We start from the raw sequence: 17,126 nt of genomic DNA, 5'->3' as shown, positions 1-17,126 counted from the left end.
CCGGGAAAGCCACCCCCGCAACGGCCCGAGTACCGGACGCTCGTCCTCCGTTCGCGTTGCCTCGGGACCGTCCGATCGTTGATCTCTCCACGCGGTGAGCGATGATCGGAGAGCCCTGTGCGCATTACCGACCTCCAGCGGTGCGAGATCCGGCCCGGACGGCTCGTGGAGTGGACGCTGCATCCGGCGTCCGTGGGCGCGGCCCGGGCACTGCCGGACGACGCGCGACCACCGGCGTACGTCCAGGAGTCCCACATCCGTACGGCGCGCACGGTGCGGGAGGACGGACTGTTCGTGCCGACCTGGCTCGGCACCGCCTTCGACATCCCCGGCCGGATCGAACTCGACGTGCTCCAGGGCGCGTTGGAGGCCTGGATGCTCCGGCACGAGACCCTGCGCAGCGGGTTCCGGTGGGCCGGTGACGAGATGCGGCGGTTCACCCTGGACGCGGACGCGGTCGCCCTGCACCGCGAGGACGTCGGCGAGTTCGCGGACCCGGTGACCCTGACCCGGTATCTGGAGGACCGCTTCGACGTCACCGCCGACGCGCTCACCTGGCCGAACTTCCTGTTCACCGCGGTGGTCAGGGACGACGGCGCGAGTGTGTACATGGCGTTCGACCACAGCAACGTCGACGCCTACTCCCTGCACCGCATCGCCGCCGAGATCCACGAGCTCTACGCGGCCGGTCTGGACGGCCGGGTCGTCGTGCCCCAACCCGTCGCCAGCTACGTCGACTTCTGCGCGAGCGAGCGCTCGGACGCCGACCGCATCGACGACACGCACACGGTCGTCGCCCGCTGGCGCGAATTCATCTCCCGCTGCGACGGCAGACTGCCCAACTTCCCCGTCGACCTCGGCCTTGACCCCGAAGGCCCGCTGCCCGAGCAGAAGTTCATGCAGGAGATGCTCGTGGACGCGGCGGACGCGGCGGCCTTCGAGGCGTACTGCCGTCCGTACGGCGGCAGCCTGGTCGGTGTCGTCGCCGCCGTCGCGCTCGCCGCCCACGAGATCAGCGGGCTGAGCGTGTACCGCACGGTCGTGCCGTTCCACACCCGCGTCAAGTCCCGGTGGGCCGAGTCGGTCGGCTGGTACGTGGGCGGCGCGCCCGTCGAGATCCCGTTGGCGCGGGCCACGGACTTCGACGGCGTCCTGGAACTCGTCCGCACCGCCCTGCGCGACACCCGGGCCCTGTCCCGACTGCCCCTGGCCCGCGTCCTGCGCCTGCTGGGCACGGACTTCCGCCCCACCTCGCCCGACCTGTACTCGATCGTCTCCTACGTCGACTCCCGCGGCATCCCCGGCGCCGACCGCTGGCAGGAACTCAAGGCCTACGGCCTGATCCGGGTCTCGTACGGCGACCAGGTGTGCGCCTGGGTCACCAGGGTCCCCGAAGGCCTCCAGCTGGCCTGCCGGCTCCCCGACACACCCGCCGCCGACAAGAACATGCGGCGGTGCGCGGAGCTCGTGCGGGAGCGGATCGTGGCGGTGGCGCGCCAGGCCGCGGCTCTCAGCGCGGTGGCCTGCCCGTGACGGTGCCGAGGGCGTGATGCAGCGCCGAGTCGCCGGGTGAGCCGTCGGGCCAGCGGGCGGCGATGTGGCCGTCCGGGCGGATGAGCAGTGCTCCATGGAGGCCGAGGGAGCACTGCTCGGTGAGTTCCTTGGGGAGTGGCTCGACGCGCAGCGGCCAGGGACCGTCGGTGTGCGGCTCCCAGTGGGCGGGGTCCGCGGTGAGCAGGGTGAACCATTCGCCGACGGCGTCGAGTGTGGAGCGCTCCGGGGTGAGCCAGAGGTGGGGCATGCGGTGGCCGGGCTGCGGGGTGGGTGTGTAGTCGGTGCCCGGGGCGGAGTCGTCCGGCCCGGCGCCGTTCTCGCCGAGGACCGCGGTGGAGTCGTAGACGACGCCGAGCACCAGGCCGAGTTGGGCGAAGTAGCGGTCCGACCAGGGAAGTTCGACCGCGTCCGAGGCTGCCTTCCCGGCCCGTAGCTGGTCCTGGCGCCGGGACTGCGCCTGGAACATCAGCCGGGTGTTGGCCACCGCCTGGTCAAGGGTCCGGGAGGCGACGGGTCTGCGTTCGGGCTCGTAGGTGTCGAGCAGGCTCGGTGCCGCCCAGCCGTGGAGGACGCCCGCCAGCTTCCAGCACAGGTTGTGCACGTCGCCGAGGCCGGCGTTCATGCCCATGCCGCCCGCGGGCGGGACCGTGTGCGCGGCGTCGCCGGCCAGCAGGATCCGGCCGTGGCGGAAGCGGTCGGCGACGAAGGCCCGCACCGTCCAGTGCTGGACCCGCAGCACCTCGGGGCGTACGCCGGCGGTGGGGCCGAGGGCGCGGGAGACGAGGTCGGCCCAGTCGGCGGACCCGGTGTCCTCGGGGGTGGGATCGGTCCAGGCCCAGCCGCCTTCCGGGTAGAGCGGGAGGAACCCGCCGTGCGCGGTGAAGTAGAACCCGGCGGGCTGGTCGACGCACCAGTCGCCGAGATCGGCGTCGAACACGACCGTCGAGACCTCCGCGATCGCCCCGGGGCCGGTGGTGCCGATGCCGAGCAGCTCCCGGACGGTGGAGTTCGCGCCGTCGGCGGCGAGGACGTGCCTGGCGCGGACCCGGGATCGCGTACCGTGCCGGTGGTCGACGAGCGAGGCCACCACGGCATCGGCCTCCTCGGCGAGGCCGACGAGTTCGACCCCGAACCGCGTCTGCGCGTCCGACGCGGCGAGCAGGACGGGTTCCAGCCGGTCCTGCGAGGTGAGCGCGCCGAACACGGGGCTCTCCGGGATGGGCGCGTCGACCCCGACCATCGCCGCCGTGGCGAAGTCCGGCCCGAACAGGGTGTCGCGGAAGCGGATGCGGCCGAACCTCGGCGCGAAGGCGCTGGCCGTGATCCGGTCCGCCAGTCCGAGCCCGCGGAAGATCTCCATCGAGCGTGTGTTGACCAGCCGGGAGCGCGGGAAGGGCGACAGCTCGCCGTGTCTCTCGACGAGCAGGGTCCGCACCCCCCAGCGGTCCAGCAGCGCCCGGGCGGTGAGCCCGACCGGCCCGCCACCGACGATCAGCACGTCCACCTCGGCGTCGCCTCGAAGCGTCATGGATCCATCTTCCGTGCCCGCCGACGGGCCGCAAAAGGAAGCGCGGCAGGCGCACGGAAGGACGATCTGCGCCGCTGGCCGGGAACGGTGCCACGTCGTACGTTCGGTCGCGTGAACATCGACAGTCGAGAACGAGCAGAGCGTTTCGCCGAGTTGCATCGAGAGGGGTGCTTCCTGCTCCCCAACGCCTGGGACGTGGGCAGTGCCCGGGTCCTGGAGTCGGCCGGTTTCCCCGCCGTGGCCACCACGAGCGCGGGTGTGGCGTTCTCACTCGGACGCCCGGACCACGACTTCCACGAGGAGAAGGATCAGGACGCCCGGGTCGACCGCGACACCATGATCCGCCGGGTGGGTGAGATCGCCGGTGAGCTGGGGGTGCCGCTGAGCGCGGACCTCGAGGACGGGTACGGCGAAGCACCGGGGACCGTGGCGGAGACCGTCGCGATGGCCCTCGCGGCCGGTGCCGCCGGGGGCAACATCGAGGACTTCACCGGGGACCGTGCCCGGCCGCTGTACGACGAGTCGCTCGCGGTGGACCGTATCCGCGCCGCCCGGGCCGCCGTGGACGCCGCCGGCGAGCCGTTCGTCCTGGTCGGCCGGACCGATGTGCTGCTGGTCGGCGGCTCGCTGGAGGAGTGCGTGCGGCGGGCCAACGCGTATCTCGCGGCCGGCGCGGACTGCGCTTTCGTGCCGGGCGCCGCCGACGCCGAGACCATCGGCACCCTGGTGCGCGAACTCGACGGCCCGCTCAACGTCGTCATGGGCCTCACCGGCAATGCCCTCGCCCTCGACGACCTGCGCGCACTCGGCGTGCGCAGGGTCACCGTGGGCGGCAGCATCGCGCGTGCGATGTACCGTCAGCTGCTCGACGTGGCACGGGAGTTGAAGGAACAGGGCACCTTCTCCTACGCCGCCGGCCAGATCGCCCAGGCGGACCTGAACGACCTGTTCCGGCAGAGCTGAGGCCTACCGCGCGTCGCCGGGGTGGGCGAGGTCGTACGGCCTGAGGTACGGGGTCGGGCGGTAGGCGACGTAGCGGGCGGGTGTCGTGGAATCGGCCGCCGCGGCACGGGAGTTGAGGGAACCGGCGTCGGTTCCCCGCCACTTCCCGGTGCCGAGGCGGTCCTCCAGGGTGTGCAGGGCGGCGAGCTGCTCGGCGGGGCTGAAGGTGCAGTGGCCGGCGTTGTCGACGTAGGCCTGGCGTAGTAGTGCGCCCGAACCGGCCGCCGTGACCGCCCGCTTGAGGGCGCTCTCGGTCTGGACGGGCACCAGGGCGTCGCCGATGGTGTGGATGCTGAACTGCGGCTTGGTGAGTTTGCCGGTGAAGGAGCTGGTGGCGCCCATCCAGGCGACGGCGTCCGGGTCGGCGCTGATACGCGGGGCCCGGTTGAGGGTGGCGAGGTCCTTGCCGAGGGACAGCCCGGCCTTCTTGTACAGCTCGGTGACCTCCTTGCGGACGGAGGACTGGCCGAGCAGCCTCGCGTAGTCCACGCCGGTGTTCCAGGTCATGTTGCCGCCCGCGCGGGTCTCGGCTTCCTGGCGCCGGTTCATGGCGGCGTTCAGCAGGCCTTTGACGGCGGCGTACTGGTTGGCCTGCTGGGCGTCCCAGTCGGTGGGGGCGGGCCTGGTCTGGGTGGGCTGGTTCCAGCCCGGGATGTTGTGGAGGGCGGCGGCGAGGGCGATACGGGCGCGTCCGGCGGCGGTCGACTGGGCCGAATCCACCACCGAGCCAAGGGTTTTGGCGGCCTCGGTGGCGGCCGTCTGGTCGGCGAGATTCACCAACGGGACGCCGGAATCGGGCGCGAGGAGCGTCTTGACGGCGAAGACCGGGTCGAGGGTGTTGTTCCAGTTGGCCACGCCGCCGTGTACCAGGCCGCACATCGAGAGGGAGCCGTCGATGCGTTCGGGATGGCGCTCGGCTATGGCGGTGGTGACGAGTCCGCCGTAGGAGCGCCCCCAGGCGATGGTGCGACTCGCCGCCCCGAAACGGTCGTTGAAGGCGGACAGCGTGGCGACCTGGTCGGGCACCGCGTCCGTGACCGCCCAGCCGGTGCTGGCGTAGGAGGAGCCGATGAGGGCGTAGCCCTTCGCCAGCAGCAGGGCCTTCGTCGTGTCGTCCGGGGCGTTCTGCGCGGCGTTGGCCGGTCCGGCGTTGTAGCCGTGGCTGAAGAGCAGGACGGTGCCGTTCCAGTCGGCGGGCACGTCCATCAGGTACGTGGCGCCGGAGGGGAGCCGGCCGTCGACGTGGGTGGTGTCCGCGGCGACCGCCGTGCCCGAGGTGGGCAGGGCGGCGACGGCGAGCAGAAGGGTGAGGGCGGAGGCGGTGCGGGTGCCGGTCCTCATGCGTGGATCTCCTCCGGGTGGGGGGTGGCGGAGCGGTCGGTGGGGTCGCCGAGGGTGGTGCGGTGGGTCTCGCGGACGAAGCAGACGGTCAGCGCGGTGATGGCGGCGCCGCCGCAGAGCAGCAGGGCGACGGGGGTGCTGCTGCCGCTGCCGGCCACCAGGCTGGTGGCGATCATGGGGGAGAAGCCGGCGCCGACGAGGGTGGCGCCCTGGTAGCCGAGGGAGGCGCCGGTGTAGCGGACCTTGGTGCCGAACATCTCGGTGAGCAGCGCGCCGAGCGGGCCGTACATCGTGGACTGGGCGATGCCGTGCCCGAGGACGACGGCGAGGATCAGCAGCCCGGGCGACTTGGAGTCGACCAGCGCCAGCACGGGGAAGGCGAGGGCGGCCGAGGCGACGGCGCCGGCGAGGACGACCGGGCGGCGGCCGACCTTGTCCGACAGGGCGGAGGCGCAGGGCAGTACGACGAGGGCGACGCACGCGGAGACCGTGAGGGCGTTGAGCACCTGTGGGCGGGCGTACCCGATGCCGGTGGCGTACGCGATCATGTAGCTGGTCAGCAGCGACTGCGCGGTGAAGGCGCCGATACCGACACCGCAGGCCAGCAGTACGGGGCGCGGGTTGCGCAGGACGTCGAGGATGGGCAGCCGGGACTCGGCGCGGTCCTTCTTCACCTCGGTGAAGAGCGGGCTCTCGACCACCTTCAGCCGGACGAACAGGCCGACGCCGAGCAGGACGACGCTCAGCAGGAACGGCACCCGCCAGCCCCAGGCCGCGAAGTCGTCCTTGGGGAGGGTGACGACGTACGCGACGACGGCGGTGGAGAGCAGGGAGCCGAGCGGGGCTCCCATCTGCGTGAAGCTGGACCACAGGCCGCGGCGCTTGGCACCGGCGTGCTCGACGACCATCAGGGTCGCGCCGCCCCACTCACCGCCGATGGCGAGACCCTGCACGACCCGCAGGGCGATCAGCAGGACCGGCGCCCACACCCCGATGGTGTCGTACGTGGGCAGCAGGCCGATGAGGAAGCTGGCGCCGCCCATCAGGCCCATGGTGAGCAGCAGCATCGACTTGCGGCCGAGCCGGTCGCCGAAGTGGCCGAAGAGGATGCCGCCGAGCGGACGGGCGACATAGCCGGCGGCGAAGGTGCCGAACGCGGCGATGGTGCCGACGGCCGGGTCGGCGCCGGGGAAGAACAGGTCGCCGAAGACGAGCGCGGCGACCGTGCCGTAGACGAGGAAGTCGTAGAACTCCACGGCGGTGCCGAGCAGCCCGGAGGCTGCGACCAGGCGCAGCTGCCGGAGTCGTTCGGGGGCCGTGGAGGGGGATGCGACGGGGGACGTGGGCATCGCGGGGTCTCCCTTGAGCGGGGGAAGGACACCGCGAAACTAGGCTCTGTTGTGACTGCCGTCAAGAAAGTGCACAACATTGACAGCTTGGTCTGTTCCTCGGTCAGTTGCCCGGGCGGTTCCTCGGTCAGCGGCCCTCCCCGCCGAGCAGCCGCCGCGGGTTCGCGATCCGGAAGGCGTACGCGGCCGCCCCGCCCAGGCCGAACCCCGGGTGCTGCGGCGGCTCCGCGTACGGCCGGTCCGAGCCCTGGACGACGGCGTCCACGCCGAGGGCACGGACCACGGCCTCGACCGAGCGCGGACCGTAGGAGGAGGTCTCGACGAAGACCTCCGGATCCACCGCCCCCGAGCCGTCGCCGCGGGCGGCGAAACGCTCCCCGTGCAGCGGGGCCAGCCCGGCGAGCAGCGCGAAGCACACCCGCAGCCGCGGATGGCGGGGCCGGCCGAAGGCGCGGAAGGCGAACCAGGCGGAGTGCATCTGCTGGACGTACGGCACCATCGCGGGCCACCAGCCGGGGCCCTCGGACCCGCCGGGCGCCGGACCCGGGTGGACGAAGAGCGGGAGATCGCGTTCCTCCAGCAGATCGAGCAACGGGGCGCAGCGCGCGTAACCGGCCGCGTCCACGAGGGCGTTGGCCGGCAGCTGGAGACCGGCGAAGCCGCGGTCGAGGTCGCGCGCCGTCGCCTTCGCGTCGACGTCCCGTACGCACGCGGCGGCCCAGGCCCCGAACGGCTCGGGGAGCGCGGCCGCGTCCTCGTGGTAGGCGTCCAGCAGCGGGCGCGCCTCGGCCGACGGCAGCCACTCCACGCCGATGGGCGCCGACATCGACACCAGCGCCCGCCCCAGACCGTCGGCGACGGCGAGTTCCGCGCGCCGGGCCACGTCATGGGCGTCCGGCGGGACGTCGTAGGGCGGCTCACCGTCCAGGTGCAGGGTCCAGCCGTCCAGGTACGGCGGCTCGCGGCGCGACCGGAGGGCCGCCAGCAGCGACGGGGTCCACAGATGCTGGTGCACGTCGACGTTGGTCATGACACACATCGTCGGGCCTCACCAGGGTGAACAGCCACCGGCATTCGCCCGTACCTCAGGGCGTACGTCCGGCCGACGTCCCGAAACGGAGAGGTACGTGTCCCCTCAGCCACGCCGACTGACCCTCGCCTGCCTGGCACTGACCCCGCTCCTGCTGGCCACCGGATGTGGCGGCGGCGGGTCGGACGAGTCCAAGGTGAGCAGCGACACCGCGGTGACCGCCGCGCCCTCCGCCGGTGTCGTGGCGCCCGCGAAGGTCGAGGTCATCGCGGGCCTGGTCGGCTGCAAGGTCAAGATCCGTACGGACGCCGACGAGTTGAGGGAAGGCGTCTGCAAGGGGAAGGACGGCGACTTCCTGATCACCACGTTCCCCGAGGAGCGGTTCAAGCTCACCTGGCTGGACGCCGCCTCCATCTACGGCGGCAAGTACCTGGTCGGGACGCGCTGGGTGGTCAGTGCCCCGGAGGCGCTGCTGAAGAAGTTCCGGCCCGAACTCGGCGGGAAGATCCAGCAGTTGTAGGTCTGGCGGTCAGTCGTCGACCGCGCCGCCGTCCGGTTCGTAGTCGGTGATCTCGTAACTCGCCTCGTCGTCCAGGGCGTTCGCCTCCCAGTCCAACTCGATGCGGGTCGGATGCCCGTCCGCCGCGTACTCGGCCTCCGCGGTGTCCGCGTCGTCTCCCCGCGCCTGCTCCAGCTCCTCCAACAGCGCGCCCAGCGTGGGCACTTGGTGGGGGAGCTGCCGTACGACACGGCGCCCGCTGTCGTCGAGACCGACGGCCGCCGCGACCTCGCCGTCGCGGACCGTGATGCGGAAGGTGCCGATGAGGGGCCGTTCACCCGCGCTCGACGTCAGCGTGTACGCGTACGAGGCCGGCTCCTCCCAGGCGGGAGCGCTCGGCTCCGCCCCGTCACCACAGGCGGACAGGCCGCCCACCAGCACGGCCAGGGCGAAGAGCGAGCGTACGACGGTCATGGCGGGCCCCTTCGAGACGGTTACCGCTATGACGCCGGCCGGCCCCGGGACGTTCGGGACCGGCCGGCATCCGTACCGTCGGTGGGGGCTCAGGACGACTGGGCCGCCTGGTACAGGTTCTGCGCGTCCGCGCCGAAGTACGGCCCGTACATCGCGTTCGGCAGGAAGTTGTACTTGAAGCTGTTCACCGAGGACTGGAGCCCGGTCCCGGTGGACTCGTTGAACTGCGTGAACCAGGGGCCGCCACTGGAGCCGCCGGTCATGTCGCAGGTCAGCCCGTGGTCGCTGGAGAGCAGGAAGTCCCGGTAGGTGGTGCCGGAGCAGTAGATGAACTTCTGGCCGTCGTACGGGGCGGCGGCGGGGAAGCCGAAGGCGTACATGGCCTTGCTGTAGCCGGTGTTGAAGGCCACGCCCTGGCCGCCGACGACATCGGTGAGCGCCTTGCCGTCCAGCGGGGCCACGACGGCCGCGCCGACGTCGTAGTTGATGTCCTCGCTCGCCGTCCACTGCGGGGTGGACAGCGTCTTGGACGCCGCCCAGGTGCCGTACGGGGTCTGTCCGTCGTGATAGCCGGGTGCGAACACCCAGTTGGTGTGCCAGGCCCCTTCCAGCTTCACGCAGTGCCCGGCGGTCAGGACGGTGGACTTGTTGGCGCTGGTGACGGCGTTGCCGGAGCAGGAGGCGGTGCGGCCCTGGTAGGTGAAGAACACCCGGCCGGCGGTCCGGACGACGGCCCCGCCGCCGGTCCACTCACCACCGCCCTCGGGAAACGCCAGGGTCCCGACGGACGAGCCGGGCGCACTCGGCGCGACGATCGTCTTCGTGCCCTTGCGGATCTCGGCCGCCCGCACCTCGGAGCGGTCGACGGACAGGACGTCGAGAGGGGTCGCCGCACGCATCCGCTCCGGGGTCCAGAACGCGTGCGCGCGTTCCTGCGCGGTGAGTGACACCGCTCCGGGATCGGGGGCGGCGCCGGCCGGGGTGACGAGGGCGCCGCCGGCCAGCAGTGCGGCGACGCCGACCAGAGCGGTACGCAGTCTGCCTATCACGCGGTCTCCTTCTGCGGTGGGGGTCGGAGGGTGTGACCGTTCTGCGCGCAGAGTGCCACCGATGGCCCCATTTGGGCAGGTGCACGTCAGGATGATGACCGAAAAGGCACACCCCGACCACGCCGACACCACCGGGGGCGATCTCGCCCGAGTTCGGGAGATGAGGTTGACTCGGGGCCCCGGCCCGGAACGGCACCCGCATAGGAGCCCCTCGTGACGTACGACATCGCCGCCCTCCGCTCCCAGTTCCCCGCCCTCGACGCCAAAACGGCACACTTCGACGGCCCCGGCGGCACCCAGACGCCCAGGCCCGTCATCGACGCCATCGCCGACGCCATGGCACACCCGCTGTCGAACCGGGGTCACGGCGTGCCGGGGGAGCGCAACGCCGACGCCATCGTCACCGAGGCCCGCCGGGCCATGGCCGACCTGCTGGCGGCGGACCCGGCCGGGATCGTCTTCGGCCGCAGCGCCACCCAGCTCGCCTACGATTTCTCCCGCACCCTCGCCAAGACGTGGTCGCCCGGCGACGAGATCGTCGTCACCCGCCTCGACCACGACGCCAACATCCGCCCCTGGGTCCAGGCCGCCGAACGGGCCGGCGCCACCGTGCGCTGGGCCGACTTCGACCCCGCCACCGGGGAGTTGACCCCCGACGACATACGCGCCGTACTGTCCGACCGCACCCGCCTGGTCGCCGTCACCGCCGCCTCCAACCTGATCGGCACCCGCCCCGCGATCCCCGAGATCTCCCGACTGGCCCACGAGGTGGGGGCGCTCGTCTACGCCGACGGCGTCCACCACGCCGCCCACGCGCTCGTCGACCTGGAACGGCTCGGCGCCGACTTCTACGTCTGCTCCCCGTACAAGTTCCTCGGCCCCCACCACGGAGTCCTCGCGGCCCGCCCGGAACTCCTCGAGACCCTGCGCCCGGACAAGCTGCTGCCCTCCACCGACGCCGTCCCCGAGCGCTTCGAACTCGGCACCCTGCCCTACGAGTTCCTCGCCGGCACCCGGGCGGCCGTGGACTTCCTCGCGGGCCTCGACACGAGCGCCACCGGCACCCGCCGCGAGCGACTGGTCGCCGCCTTCACAGCACTCGAGGCCCACGAGCAGACCCTGCGCACCCAGCTCGACAAGGGGCTCACCGCGCTCGACGGCATCACCGTCCACTCCCGGGCGGCCGACCGCACCCCCACCCTGCTGCTCACCTTCGACCACCACGACACCGTGGCGGCCTACCGCTTCCTCGCCGAGCGCGGCGTCCACGCGCCCTCCGGCTCCTTCTACGCCATCGAGGCCTCCCGGCACCTCGGCCTCGGCGACACCGGCGGCCTCCGGGTCGGCCTCGCGCCCTACAACGACGCGGAGGACGTGGACCGGCTCCTCACCGGGCTGGCCGACTTCCTGTGAGGCCGATCGGGCCAAAGGGGCAAAGCGCCGCCTTGGCGTGACCCGGGTCTCATGGCACCTCGCCGCCATAGCCGCGACCATGGTGTCCGTCACCAGCAGGCCGAAGGGATCCCGGAATGCTTCGCAAGGTACTGGTCGCCAACCGTGGTGAGATCGCGATTCGCGCGTTCCGAGCCGGTTATGAGCTGGGCGCGAGGACGGTCGCCGTCTTCCCCCACGAGGACCGCAACTCACTGCATCGGCTCAAGGCCGACGAAGCGTACGAGATCGGCGAACCCGGGCATCCCGTGCGCGCCTATCTCTCCGTCGAGGAGATCATCCGGGCCGCCCGGCAGGCCGGCGCCGACGCCGTGTACCCGGGATACGGGTTCCTGTCGGAGAACCCCGAGCTGGCCCGGGCCTGCGAGGAGGCCGGGATCACCTTCGTCGGCCCGAGCGCCGAGATCCTGGAGCTGACCGGCAACAAGGCCCGCGCCGTGGCCGCCGCCCGCGCGGCCGGCGTTCCGGTGCTGGGCTCCTCCGAGCCCTCCAGCGACGTGGACGAGCTGGTCCGGGCCGCCGAGGACATCGGCTTCCCGGTGTTCGTCAAGGCCGTCGCCGGCGGTGGCGGGCGCGGTATGCGCCGGGTCGAGGACCGCGCCCAGCTGCGCGAGTCCATCGAGGCGGCGGCCCGTGAGGCGGCCTCCGCGTTCGGCGACCCGACCGTCTTCCTGGAGAAGGCCGTCGTCGACCCCCGCCACATCGAGGTGCAGATCCTCGCCGACGGCGAGGGCAACGTCATCCACCTCTTCGAGCGCGACTGTTCCGTGCAGCGCCGCCACCAGAAGGTCATCGAACTCGCCCCGGCGCCCAACCTGGACCCGGAGCTGCGCGACCGGATCTGCGCCGACGCCGTGCGCTTCGCCCGCGAGATCGGCTACCGCAACGCCGGCACCGTGGAGTTCCTGCTCGACCCGGCCGGCAACCACGTCTTCATCGAGATGAACCCGCGCATCCAGGTCGAGCACACGGTCACCGAGGAGGTCACCGACGTCGACCTCGTCCAGTCCCAGCTCCGTATCGCCGCCGGCGAGACCCTCGCCGACCTCGGCCTCTCGCAGGAGACAGTCACCCTGCACGGTGCCGCCCTCCAGTGCCGTATCACCACCGAGGACCCCGCCAACGGCTTCCGCCCCGACACCGGCCGCATCAGCGCCTACCGCTCGCCCGGCGGCTCGGGCATCCGCCTCGACGGCGGCACCACCCACGCCGGTACGGAGATCAGCGCCCATTTCGACTCGATGCTGGTCAAGCTCTCCTGCCGGGGCCGGGACTTCGGCACCGCGGTGAAGCGGGCCCGGCGTGCCGTCGCCGAGTTCCGGATCCGCGGCGTGGCCACCAACATCCCGTTCCTCCAGGCCGTCCTCGACGACCCGGACTTCCAGGCGGGCCGGGTCACCACCTCGTTCATCGAGCAGCGCCCGCACCTGCTGACCTCCCGCACCTCCGCCGACCGCGGCACCAAGCTGCTCACCTACCTCGCCGACGTCACGGTGAACAAGCCGCACGGCGAGCGCCCCCAGCTGATCGACCCCACGAGCAAGCTGCCGCAGCTCACCTCCGAGGTGCCCCCGGCCGGCTCCAAGCAGAAGCTCACCGACCTCGGTCCCGAGGGCTTCGCCCGCTGGCTGCGCGAGTCACCGACGATCGGCGTCACCGACACCACGTTCCGCGACGCCCACCAGTCGCTGCTCGCCACCCGGGTCCGCTCCAAGGACCTCCTCGCCGTCGCCCCGGTCGTCGCCCGCACCCTGCCCGAGCTGCTGTCCCTGGAGTGCTGGGGCGGCGCCACCTACGACGTCGCCCTGCGCTTCCTCGCCGAGGACCCCTGGGAGCGGCTCGCCGCGCTGCGCGAGGCCGTCCCCAACATCTGCCTCCAGATGCTGCTGCGCGGCCGCAACACCGTCGGCTACACGCCGTACCCGACCGAGGTGACCGACGCCTTCGTGCAGGAGGCCGCCGCCACCGGCATCGACATCTTCCGCATCTTCGACGCGCTGAACGACGTCGGCCAGATGCGCCCGGCGATCGAGGCCGTACGCGAGACGGGCACGGCGATCGCCGAGGTCGCCCTCTGCTACACCTCCGACCTGTCGAACCCTGACGAGCGGCTTTACACCCTCGACTACTACCTCCGCCTGGCCGAGCAGATCGTCGAGGCGGGCGCCCACGTCCTGGCCGTCAAGGACATGGCCGGCCTGCTCAGGGCCCCCGCCGCGGCGACGCTCGTCTCCGCCCTGCGCCGCGAGTTCGACCTCCCCGTCCACATCCACACCCACGACACGGCGGGCGGCCAGCTCGCCACCTACCTGGCCGCGATCCAGGCCGGAGCGGACGCGGTCGACGGGGCCGTGGCCTCCATGGCGGGCACCACCTCGCAGCCCTCCCTGTCGGCGATCGTGGCCGCGACCGATCACTCCGCCCGCCCGACCGGCCTCGACCTGCGGGCCGTCGGCGACCTGGAGCCCTACTGGGAGAGCGTCCGCCGCATCTACGCCCCCTTCGAGGCGGGCCTAGCCTCTCCGACCGGGCGCGTCTACGACCACGAGATCCCCGGCGGCCAGCTCTCCAACCTGCGCACCCAGGCCGTCGCCCTCGGCCTCGGCGACCGGTTCGAGGACATCGAGGAGATGTACGCGGCCGCCGACCGGATCCTCGGCCACCTCGTCAAGGTCACGCCGTCCTCCAAGGTGGTCGGCGACCTCGCCCTGCATCTCGTCGGCGCCGGGGTCTCGCCGCAGGACTTCGAGGCGACGCCGGACCGGTTCGACATCCCCGACTCCGTCATCGGCTTCCTCCGCGGCGAGTTGGGCACCCCGCCCGGCGGCTGGCCGGAGCCCTTCCGCAGCAAGGCCCTCCAAGGCCGTGCCGAAGCCAAGCCCGCACCGCAGCTGACCCCGGAGGACCGCGACGGCCTGGACAAGGACCGCCGCGCCACCCTCAACCGCCTGCTGTTCCCCGGCCCGACCCGCGACTTCGAGACCCACCGTCAGACCTTCGGCGACACCAGCGTCCTGGACAGCAAGGACTTCTTCTACGGTCTGCGCCCGGGCCAGGAGTACGCCGTCGACCTCGAACCGGGCGTCCGGCTCCTGCTGGGCCTGGAGGCCGTCGGTGAGGCCGACGAGCGCGGCATGCGGACCGTGATGTCCACCCTGAACGGCCAGTTGAGGCCCATCCAGGTGCGCGACGCCGCGGCCGCCTCCGACATCCCGGTCACCGAGAAGGCCGACCGCTCCAACGCCGGCCATGTCGCCGCCCCGTTCGCCGGAGTGGTGACGCTCGCGGTCGCCGAGGGCGACGAGGTCGCGGCCGGCGGGACGGTCGCCACCATCGAGGCGATGAAGATGGAGGCCGCGATCACCGCGCCCAAGGCGGGCAAGGTGTCCCGGCTCGCCATCAACCGGATCCAGCAGGTGGAGGGTGGCGATCTGCTGTTCGTGATCGGCTAGCGCCGACGGTCACATGCTGAGCGCTCCGGTGGGATGGCCGTACCGACGGCCGCACGCGGTGAGGGCGAGGACTCCGGAACCCGTGATCCGGGTCCTCGCCCCGAGCGCCGAGGGGTTGATGGAGAGACGGGCCGCGATGTCGATGGCGTAGCAGGTGTCGGGTATGCCGAGGTCTCTTCTCGCCTGTGCGTAGCGGCGGTAGAAGGCCTCGACGTCCAGCTGGTTCCCCGCGCTATGGAGCTCTTCGGTGAACGAGTCGAGGGCATCGCCGGTGTCGACCGTCTCGTGGGGCAGGAGAAAGCCCGACTCCGCGGGATGCCGGACGCCCACGATCCCCTTCTCGTCGGCCTCGAACGCGTCGTAGAAGCGCACCACTTCGCCGCCTTCGGCGATGCACCACGCCGTCCAGCCGTCCCCGCAGCTCATGCCGTACCAGTGCGCGGCCCCGAACCGGCGGCTCAGATCGGCGCACCGCTCGCGTACCACCTCCGAGCGGGCCGCCTCCTGGTCCTCCGCGTCCTCGATGCGGTGCCTGTCCTGTGAGGAGCGGCCGAAGACCAGCGTCCAGCCGTCCAGCGCCGGGCTGACGAAGACACGGGCACAGCGCTCGTGCGGGCGCTTGCCGCCCCAGTTGTGACTGTCGTGGTTCCATGCCGACGCCCCGGTGCGCAGCGTGACCGGCTCCGGGTCGCTCAGGTCGAACGCCGCGAGCACCGCTGCCTGGTCGTCGCTCGGGACCGCGTACCAGGAACCGCACAGATGAAAGCGCTCGGGTGCCGTCTCGGTGAGCCGCTTGATTCTCGTCAGCCGACGCCACGCGGCCAGGTCCCGCTCGCCGAGCGCTCCCGGTCCGCCGATCGTCGCCAACGCCTCCAGTGCCGTGGCCCGGATCCTGGGTCCGGTCGCGGGCTGCTGCCGCAGGCGCCGCAGCACGGGGACCGCCGCGTCGCCCATCGCCTTGAACGCCCAGACCGCTCGCTGCCGGACGTCCGCCTCCGGGTCTCCCAGCGACGGGATCAACTGGTCCGCGTACCCGATCACGGCCTCGCCCATGAATCTGAAGGGGGACAGCGCGGTGCTCCTGACCTCCGCGTGCGGATGCCGCAACAACGGCACATAGCTGCTGGGATCAACGCCTTCGAGGCGGGTCAGTGCCCACATGGCCCGCCGCGCCACCTCGGGCGAGCCCGCCGACGCGAGCACGTCGGCCAGCGGGAGCAGTGCCGGCTCGCCGATCTCGATCAGCACGTCCGCCGGCACGGTCCAGTCCACGGGCGATCCCTCGTCGCTCAACATGTCCAGCGCAGAGGAGAGTTCGGTGGTCGGCAGCGTCTTGTCCATGGTGGGAACCCTAGATCGAGGCACTGACATCGGGCTCCGGCGCGGAGCGTATGATGATTGAAGTCTCAATCAAAGTCTCGACCAGGTGAGCGCCAGGAACGAGGTACCCCATGCACGTCGTCATCAGTGGCTCTTCGGGATTGATCGGTGGGGCCCTGGCGGCGTCGCTGCTGGACGACGGGCACCGGGTGACCCGCCTGGTCCGCAGGGAGCCGCGACCCCGGCAGGACGGCAGCGAGGAGGCGCGGTGGGATCCGCAGGCGGGACTGCTGGATCCCGCGGTGCTCGAAGGCGCTGACGCGGTGGTCGGGCTGGCCGGTGCCGGGGTGGGGGACCGGCGGTGGACGCGCGCGTACAAGCAGCGGATCCGCGACAGCCGCGTCCTCGGCACCACTGCCCTGGCCACGGCGGTCACGGCCTGCGAGAAGCCGCCGCCGGTGTTCGTGTCGGGCTCGGCCGTCGGCTACTACGGCGAGACCGGCACGGCCGAGGTCGACGAGTCGGGCGCGCCCGGCCGGGACTTCCTGGCCGGGGTGTGCGAGGAGTGGGAGACGGCCGCCCAGGCCGCCCGCGCGGTGGAGACCCGGGTGGTCAACACCCGCTTCGGGATCGTCGTCTCGCCCCGCGGCGGCGCCATGGGACGGCTGCTGCCGCTCGCCCGCGCGGGCCTCGGCGGACGTCTGGGCAGCGGCGACCAGTACTGGAGCCACATCTCCCTCAACGACACGGTCCGCGCCCTGCGCCACCTCATCGACACGGACACCGTCACGGGACCCGTCAACATGACGTCCCCGCACCCCGCGACCAACCGCGAGGTCACCGCCGCCGTCGGCAACGCCCTGCACCGGCCGACGGTGTTCGCCGTCCCGGGCTTCGCCCTGCGGCTGGTCCTCGGCGAGTTCGCCGACGGCATCCTGATGAGCCAGCGCGTGCTGCCGGCCGCCCTCCTCGCCTCCGGCTTCACCTTCGAGTACCCGACCATCGAGGCGGCCCTCGCCGCGGCGGTCGGTCGAGGTTCGGTCGGCTGATCGACTGGTGAGGGTCCCGACCCAGGC

Annotated in this window: 13 protein-coding genes; 6 read left to right on the top strand and 7 right to left on the bottom strand. The window is 72.1% G+C overall.

Annotated features, from left to right (window positions below; genetic code table 11):
- The first annotated feature begins 117 nt into the window (after positions 1-117).
- Entirely contained in the window at positions 118-1,533 is a 1,416-nt protein-coding gene (locus tag ABKA17_RS40130) for a condensation domain-containing protein (protein ID WP_353697342.1), read from the top strand.
- Here the strand turns inward: ABKA17_RS40130 and ABKA17_RS40125 are convergent.
- The gene (locus tag ABKA17_RS40125) at positions 1,511-3,082 is read right to left on the bottom strand and encodes an FAD-dependent monooxygenase (protein WP_353697341.1); all 1,572 of its coding nucleotides are present in this window, start codon (positions 3,080-3,082) and stop codon (positions 1,511-1,513) included. The two genes, ABKA17_RS40130 and ABKA17_RS40125, sit on opposite strands and share 23 nt — an antisense overlap.
- 111 nt (positions 3,083-3,193) lie before the next feature.
- Here ABKA17_RS40125 and ABKA17_RS40120 point away from each other — a divergent pair, with 111 nt between their 5' ends.
- The gene (locus ABKA17_RS40120) at positions 3,194-4,045 is read left to right on the top strand and encodes an isocitrate lyase/PEP mutase family protein (RefSeq protein WP_353697340.1); all 852 of its coding nucleotides are present in this window, start codon (positions 3,194-3,196) and stop codon (positions 4,043-4,045) included.
- A 3-nt stretch (positions 4,046-4,048) separates the two neighbouring features.
- Here the strand turns inward: ABKA17_RS40120 and ABKA17_RS40115 are convergent, their stop codons facing one another.
- From ABKA17_RS40115 to ABKA17_RS40105, 3 genes are all read right to left on the bottom strand, one after another.
- Positions 4,049-5,425, bottom strand: coding sequence for an alpha/beta hydrolase family protein (locus ABKA17_RS40115; RefSeq protein ID WP_353697339.1), 1,377 nt, complete (start codon positions 5,423-5,425; stop codon positions 4,049-4,051).
- On the bottom strand, positions 5,422-6,774 hold the full coding sequence (locus ABKA17_RS40110) for an MFS transporter (RefSeq protein ID WP_353697338.1): 1,353 nt from the start codon (positions 6,772-6,774) through the stop codon (positions 5,422-5,424). The genes ABKA17_RS40115 and ABKA17_RS40110 overlap by 4 nt, the downstream gene beginning before the upstream one ends.
- 127 nt (positions 6,775-6,901) lie before the next feature.
- Entirely contained in the window at positions 6,902-7,804 is a 903-nt protein-coding gene (locus ABKA17_RS40105; RefSeq protein WP_353697337.1) for an amidohydrolase family protein, read from the bottom strand.
- Positions 7,805-7,901: 97 nt separating this feature from the next.
- On the opposite strand from ABKA17_RS40105, the gene ABKA17_RS40100 reads away from it, so the two are divergent.
- Positions 7,902-8,324, top strand: coding sequence for a hypothetical protein (locus ABKA17_RS40100; RefSeq protein ID WP_353697336.1), 423 nt, complete (start codon positions 7,902-7,904; stop codon positions 8,322-8,324).
- A 9-nt stretch (positions 8,325-8,333) separates the two neighbouring features.
- On the opposite strand, the gene ABKA17_RS40095 is transcribed toward ABKA17_RS40100, so the two are convergent.
- On the bottom strand, positions 8,334-8,777 hold the full coding sequence (locus tag ABKA17_RS40095; protein WP_353697335.1) for a DUF6174 domain-containing protein: 444 nt from the start codon (positions 8,775-8,777) through the stop codon (positions 8,334-8,336).
- 89 nt (positions 8,778-8,866) lie between these two features.
- Positions 8,867-9,826, bottom strand: coding sequence for a trypsin-like serine peptidase (locus ABKA17_RS40090; RefSeq protein WP_353697334.1), 960 nt, complete (start codon positions 9,824-9,826; stop codon positions 8,867-8,869).
- 213 nt (positions 9,827-10,039) lie between these two features.
- Here ABKA17_RS40090 and ABKA17_RS40085 point away from each other — a divergent pair, with 213 nt between their 5' ends.
- Both ABKA17_RS40085 and ABKA17_RS40080 read left to right on the top strand, forming a co-directional pair.
- A complete protein-coding gene (locus ABKA17_RS40085; protein WP_353697333.1) occupies positions 10,040-11,239 on the top strand; it encodes a cysteine desulfurase-like protein in 1,200 nt (399 codons plus the stop codon).
- A 116-nt stretch (positions 11,240-11,355) separates the two neighbouring features.
- Entirely contained in the window at positions 11,356-14,730 is a 3,375-nt protein-coding gene (locus ABKA17_RS40080) for a pyruvate carboxylase (RefSeq protein WP_353697332.1), read from the top strand.
- Positions 14,731-14,739: 9 nt separating this feature from the next.
- On the opposite strand, the gene ABKA17_RS40075 is transcribed toward ABKA17_RS40080, so the two are convergent.
- Positions 14,740-16,071, bottom strand: coding sequence for a HEAT repeat domain-containing protein (locus ABKA17_RS40075; protein WP_353697331.1), 1,332 nt, complete (start codon positions 16,069-16,071; stop codon positions 14,740-14,742).
- A gap of 110 nt (positions 16,072-16,181) precedes the next feature.
- Here ABKA17_RS40075 and ABKA17_RS40070 point away from each other — a divergent pair, with 110 nt between their 5' ends.
- Entirely contained in the window at positions 16,182-17,099 is a 918-nt protein-coding gene (locus tag ABKA17_RS40070) for a TIGR01777 family oxidoreductase (protein ID WP_353697330.1), read from the top strand.
- The last annotated feature ends 27 nt before the right edge of the window (positions 17,100-17,126 follow it).

The sequence above is a fragment of the Streptomyces sp. RG80 genome (genome assembly GCF_040446465.1).
Taxonomy (GTDB): Bacteria; Actinomycetota; Actinomycetes; order Streptomycetales; family Streptomycetaceae; genus Streptomyces.
Note: the sequence above shows the minus strand (reverse complement) of the source record. Positions and strands in the feature narration are given on the sequence as shown.